The organism is uncultured Anaerococcus sp., from assembly GCF_947253225.1.
Taxonomy (GTDB): Bacteria; Bacillota; Clostridia; order Tissierellales; family Peptoniphilaceae; genus Anaerococcus.
On the sequence record NZ_CAMXYR010000078.1, the window covers coordinates 1 to 5,314 of the forward strand.

The 5,314-nt window shown below is 32.7% G+C and carries 6 protein-coding genes; all 6 read right to left on the minus strand.

Annotated elements, in window-relative coordinates; genetic code table 11:
- Window positions 1-3 precede the first annotated feature (3 nt).
- Entirely contained in the window at window positions 4-624 is a 621-nt protein-coding gene (locus Q0W95_RS07300; protein WP_366800493.1) for a class I SAM-dependent methyltransferase, read from the minus strand.
- A 38-nt stretch (window positions 625-662) separates the two neighbouring features.
- On the minus strand, window positions 663-1,199 hold the full coding sequence (locus Q0W95_RS07305; protein WP_297791375.1) for a histidine phosphatase family protein: 537 nt from the start codon (window positions 1,197-1,199) through the stop codon (window positions 663-665).
- 59 nt (window positions 1,200-1,258) lie between these two features.
- A complete protein-coding gene (locus Q0W95_RS07310; protein ID WP_297791377.1) occupies window positions 1,259-2,368 on the minus strand; it encodes a hypothetical protein in 1,110 nt (369 codons plus the stop codon).
- Window positions 2,355-3,590 carry a hypothetical protein gene (locus Q0W95_RS07315; RefSeq protein ID WP_297791379.1) on the minus strand — a complete coding sequence of 412 codons (1,236 nt, stop codon included), beginning with the start codon at window positions 3,588-3,590 and terminating at the stop codon, window positions 2,355-2,357. Before Q0W95_RS07315 ends, Q0W95_RS07310 begins: the two co-directional genes overlap by 14 nt.
- A gap of 19 nt (window positions 3,591-3,609) precedes the next feature.
- Window positions 3,610-3,816: a hypothetical protein gene (locus tag Q0W95_RS07320; protein WP_297791381.1), complete on the minus strand. Its 207-nt coding sequence runs from the start codon at window positions 3,814-3,816 to the stop codon at window positions 3,610-3,612.
- A gap of 204 nt (window positions 3,817-4,020) precedes the next feature.
- Window positions 4,021-4,359: a DUF5301 domain-containing protein gene (locus Q0W95_RS07325; RefSeq protein ID WP_297791383.1), complete on the minus strand. Its 339-nt coding sequence runs from the start codon at window positions 4,357-4,359 to the stop codon at window positions 4,021-4,023.
- Window positions 4,360-5,314: the final 955 nt, after the last annotated feature.

The window sequence follows — 5,314 nt, forward strand, 5'->3', positions numbered from 1 at the left end:
TTATCAAGACTCTTTTTGGGCAATCATCACCCCAATAGGTGCCAACCCTCCATAGGCCAAATTCATTTCAAGCACTGAAAAGCCGTTTTTTTCAACAAATTCTTTAAATAATTCTTGATTCCATTCTTCATACATCTTAAATCCAAAAATTGACATAATCTTTTTTAAAATATTTCTTTCTTTGCCTTCTTTCCATAGAAAAGTAGGAGCAAGCAAAATCCCCTTAGGCTTTAATACCCTATATATTTCTCTCATTGCCCTATCTGCTTTGGGCATAATATGAAGTGCGTTAGCAATTAAGACACAATTAAATTTTTCATTTGCAAAAGATAAGTTCCCTGCATCAGCCACTTCAAAGCTAAGATTATCGCCTCCCCCACGCTTTTTAGCTTCAATAATCATTTGCTCAGAAAAATCTGTCCCAATCCAACTCTTAGTCATATTCGAAAGAGAAAAGGAAAATTGCCCTGAACCACAAGCAAGTTCGAGCACATCCATATCTTTATTCAAATAAGGACTAAGGTATTTACAAACTTCATCATAAAGTCCTTTGTCTTTTTTCATAAAAGGTGCATATAGCTTAGCAAATCTATCCCAAAAATTTTTATCGCCTTTATCAGTCACTTGTACCACTCCTATAATATAAGTCATTAAAAAAACTTTTATACATCTAATTCTACGATCCCTGCATCTTTTATTTGAAAATGCGTTTCTTTATTTGTATAAGCTATTCCATTTTCCAAACACAATATTACATTAATTACTCCACCATGAGTAACCAATAGGACATTTCTCTTTCCGACTTGTTTTTTAAAATTATACCATGCACCCTTAATACGAAAAAAGAATTGTTCTGGACTTTCTCCCCCAGGCCATGTTTCCGTCCAAGCAAGTTTTCTCCAATATTTTCCAGGATATTTTTCAAAAGCTTCTGATTTTTCCATACCAGCTAATAATCCATTATTAACTTCACGAAATTGAGGCAAATATATTATATCCAAAGAAAGTGAATCAGCCACAATCTCAGCAGTTTCTTTTGCTCGCTTCAAATCACTAGAATATATACTAGTAATACCCTTATCTGATAATTTATGCTTTACCCTATGAAGCTCTAGTCTACCAGTTTCAGTTAAACCATTTCCGCTCCATCCACCAAAGCGATTATCAGGATCAGCACCATGTCTCATTAAATAAATCATTTAAAAATATATCCTCAAATTCTAACTTGCCTTAATTTTAGAAAGTTAAAAATTTATTCTCAATTCTCATACTTAGATTCTAATGCCTCTAATGCAAGATCAATAATATCAATATCAAACTCCTTCTTAGAAATTCCCATAGACTTTAGAAACTCTTTATTTTTCCTAAATGATTTCCACAAGAGAGTTTTAGTTTCCTTATCTATATCAATCTTATAAAGCATGTTGGCAAGCGATATAATTAAACCCTTACTATCCTTGTATATGCTAATATCTATATTTTTACTTTTCATAACCATAAAAGAGTCAAAATCCTCTAGCGAAAATTTTGCTTCTAATCCTTTGATTGGATTTATTAAAAGCTGTGTTGATGAATGCATTAAATTGACATAAGCGCCTAGCGAGTACTGCTGTTTTTCTGTCATCAAATCATAGTCAAGACCAAAGGTCTGAATGTTTTCTATCGCCTCATCTAACTTTTCACTCTCATTATCTGTTCGTTTTATACGCTCTAAAATTTCTACAATTGCAAGCTGATATGATTTTATATCCCTATGACTTATGGTAGTAAAGAGATTCTCTAATTTCTTTTTATCATTACTATTCTTAAAAAAGAGTAATCCGCTCGCCAAAAACGATACTCCTGCAATAGCCCATCCTACAGGACCAGCCATGCTAAGAAATACTTGACCTGCTGCCATTCCTCCTCCACCTGCAACTATAGCCCCACCTCCAAGCCATGCTAAGGCCGCATTTGTTGCTGCCGCCCCACCTAAAGCAGCGATAGCTGTCCCTGTTGATGCAATGCCAAATGTAGTTGCAACTCCCATAGCCGCTGTTGGCCCCAATGTTACAACAGCAAGGCCAAGGCCTGCACCGGCTGCTCCGACTCCGGTATTTTTAACAAGTGCCTTATTATATTCTTTTTCTATACTTTCAGCTTGTTTTTTCCAAGCAGCTTTTTCTTTCTCCAAGTTTTTATATTTAAGTTTCTCATCACTAGGCACATTACGGATATTATCAAATGAGTCTTGGATTTTTGTTAATGACTCATAAAGTTTCTTTGTATGATTTCCGAGATCTTCAATAGTAATATTAGTAAGATTTATTGTTGCTTGTACCTTATCCTGTGCTTGTTGAAGCTTACTTCTTTTTTTACTTGTTTTCATAATTATTTCCCTCCTTGAAATAAGAGTCAATATCCGCTTTATTTCGCAATATTTGATTCTTTGGAACATTTCTATTCTCTGCCAAAAGAACAGATTTTTCAAAGGCTTCTATATACATATCACTTTCCTTTAATTCCTGAGTAAACAAAAGGAGGTCTTTATCATCATATACTTCTGAGAGGATTTTTAATCCATCAATATAATCAGAAATAATTATTTTTTCTTGTCTTAAAGAAAAATTCTTCTTTTGTGCTTGATATAGTTTTATCCCTCTATTAGCCTCACCATATAAAGAAATTGTAAATCTACCGAGACCCACAATATTTAATCGCATTAAGAATTGATCGATTCTAAAATTCCCCGCACCTTGAATAAATCCTTGAATAAGTGCATCTCCTGCATCAAGTAAACAAAATGTTCCATGAGCTACGGTAAGCATTCTTTTTACACTAGCATTAGAAAAAGGTTCACATGATTTCCACATCAAGGCAAAAGACCTATCCCTATTTTGATCATCCATAAAATATCGAACCAAGCGTCTGATAGAGTAAACCATCCTAACCAATAACTCATTAACAATTACTGGTACAGCCTTAGCAGCCTCAAATCTTAAATCATATCCTTGCTTATATATTTCTAAAGCAAATTTATTGATAGCCTTATCAAACTCTGTGTTTGAAATATTAAGCTTCTTCTTAATAACAATAATATCATTAGTCCAAGTCAATAATGGTGATGGGATGCCCATTCCTCTTCCCTTACTAGCTGAAGAGCCAGACATATCTGAAATTAGATTGCCCAGCCAATTTATAAATCCGCAAAACAATTTAGGAGAAATATTTGCTCCTTGGAGCACGAACTTATCATCAGCTTCTTGCAAAGAAATTAATTCTCCTTCAGAAATGAAATGTGATGTATTTGCAAACTGATCAAGAATTGAGAAGAATAATCCTAGTAAGCTCGGATTATGACCCAATGATTTAAAATGATGATTCCTTGGATTAAGGTCAAAGACCAGCCTTGCAGCATCTCCCGCACCTGTCTGGTCATAGGGAATCTTAAACTTATTCTCTATATATTTTATTGCTGAGGAAAGAGAACTATCACTATTTCCATCCCAACCACAAATCTTAGCAAAATCCATAGTGCGATTTTCAAACCATTTGTCCGTAATATTACCTATCGCTGACTCCCCAGCTTTTCCCACAAGAAAAATATCCATAAGTCCACATATTGCCCCACTAGCTGCAGCTAGTATATAGTCTTTCTGGTGTAAGTTTTTTAAGTGTATTTTCATTTTCATAAAGCTTTGACACAATCTCAGACATCTCAAATTCCGCATACTTCATTGCCATCTGTATGTTAGAAGCAAACTCATATCCCTCTTCACTTATGCCAAAATCTAATAATATTGCTATTTCATTATTCTTCTCACTAGAGATTTCCATCTATCTCCTCCGTTTATTCTCTTCTTCTAAATCAAAAAATTTTCATATTTTTGATTTTTAGTACCCTCTTAGACAAAGCTAAACTCTTGGTTGGTTTTAATATATAGAAAAATCTTTTCCTTGCTTACAGCTTTCGTACATATCTTATAGTTTTTATGACATATAACTTGCAAAGTACGATAAGTAAGGCTATGTTGATCATTATTATTTTATCAAGTTAGCACTGATTTTATCAAATGTTTCTTCGCTTAATTTCCAAATACCTGAATATGGCTGTTCAATATAGCTAATGTTTCTATCTTTATATAAAAACGCTATGCTTAGACCTCCTTCTACATTTTTGTGATGTAATTTAATGATAAGATAATCATTAATATTTGTGGGTTGAGCGTTAACACTTTCCCTATTGGTATCATCGGTGTTTTCCTTAACATCAGCAATAATGCTAGATATTTCATCTTGACCCTCAATTTTCACACGATCTTCTGAATTGTTTTTCATAATTTCAATTTCTTTTACTTCTTCGGCATTAGGTAGATTGATTTTTTTATTACTAACACCACATGCAGTTAATTACAAAATACTTATTAAAACCACTGCGATTCCAAGATAGTTTTTCATAGTTTTCATCTCCACTTTAGATTTATTATAAAGGCCCTCAGTAGAATTTTACACTTTTTAAATCTATGCAATAGTGTCGCAACATTTAAAATTAAATTTTTTCAAAAGATACTCCTTGATTTGTGCATAAGTAGCTTTGCTTTCAAATACTGGTCTGTTAAATTCCTCTATAACTTCTCTATTCTCTAAGACCTTTTTAAAAAATCATAAGAATGAACTGCTGATTAATATAGCAATTACAAAAATACATCTTATAATATAAACTCTAAATTTGATAATAAATTATAACTAAGTAAGAAGAATTTATGAAAATATGAAAAATGATATTATACAGAGTATTGTAAAATAAAAAGAAGCAGATTAATTCCACTTCTTTGATACTATATTTTTATTATCTTTGAACACCCAAGTAATTATCTATTTATGATTTTCATTTAAGAAAGCATCAATAGTTTTTCTTGATTCGATTCTTGCTTTTTCATTGCCTTCAATTTTTCCACCTGTTGCAAAATTATGAATAATCATCGTACCATCATTAGAAGGTTCTCTTAGGAAATTTTACATCTCCTTGCCGGTGGGCATAATAGTGCCTGCCAGCTGATGGAGTCTATTAGCCCGTCGGCAAGGTGAGGCTTTACGTGGAGGTTCTTCTAATGATATTGGGACGATTTATTCATTCTGCAACATCCCCTTGTAAAAATTATAAAGTTATTTCATCATATTTTTGTATTTACTAATAATAGCCTAAAAACTACTATTACACCCATGTAGTTTTTTTGAGTCTTTTTGATGTATCCTTCTTCATCTTTTTCAAATACAAATTGCTTATAAACTCATTAAAATGCAGGATTTCTAAATTTATATCTTTTGTATCAAC

Bases quoted from the DNA above. Each gene is read 5' to 3' on its own strand.
- Q0W95_RS07305 (WP_297791375.1), bottom strand. From the start codon at position 1,199: ATGATTTATTTAATGAGACATGGTGCTGATCCTGATAATCGCTTTGGT.
- Q0W95_RS07310 (WP_297791377.1), bottom strand. From the start codon at position 2,368: ATGAAAACAAGTAAAAAAAGAAGTAAGCTTCAACAAGCACAGGATAAG.
- Q0W95_RS07315 (WP_297791379.1), bottom strand. From the start codon at position 3,590: ATGGATATTTTTCTTGTGGGAAAAGCTGGGGAGTCAGCGATAGGTAAT.
- Q0W95_RS07320 (WP_297791381.1), bottom strand. From the start codon at position 3,816: ATGGAAATCTCTAGTGAGAAGAATAATGAAATAGCAATATTATTAGAT.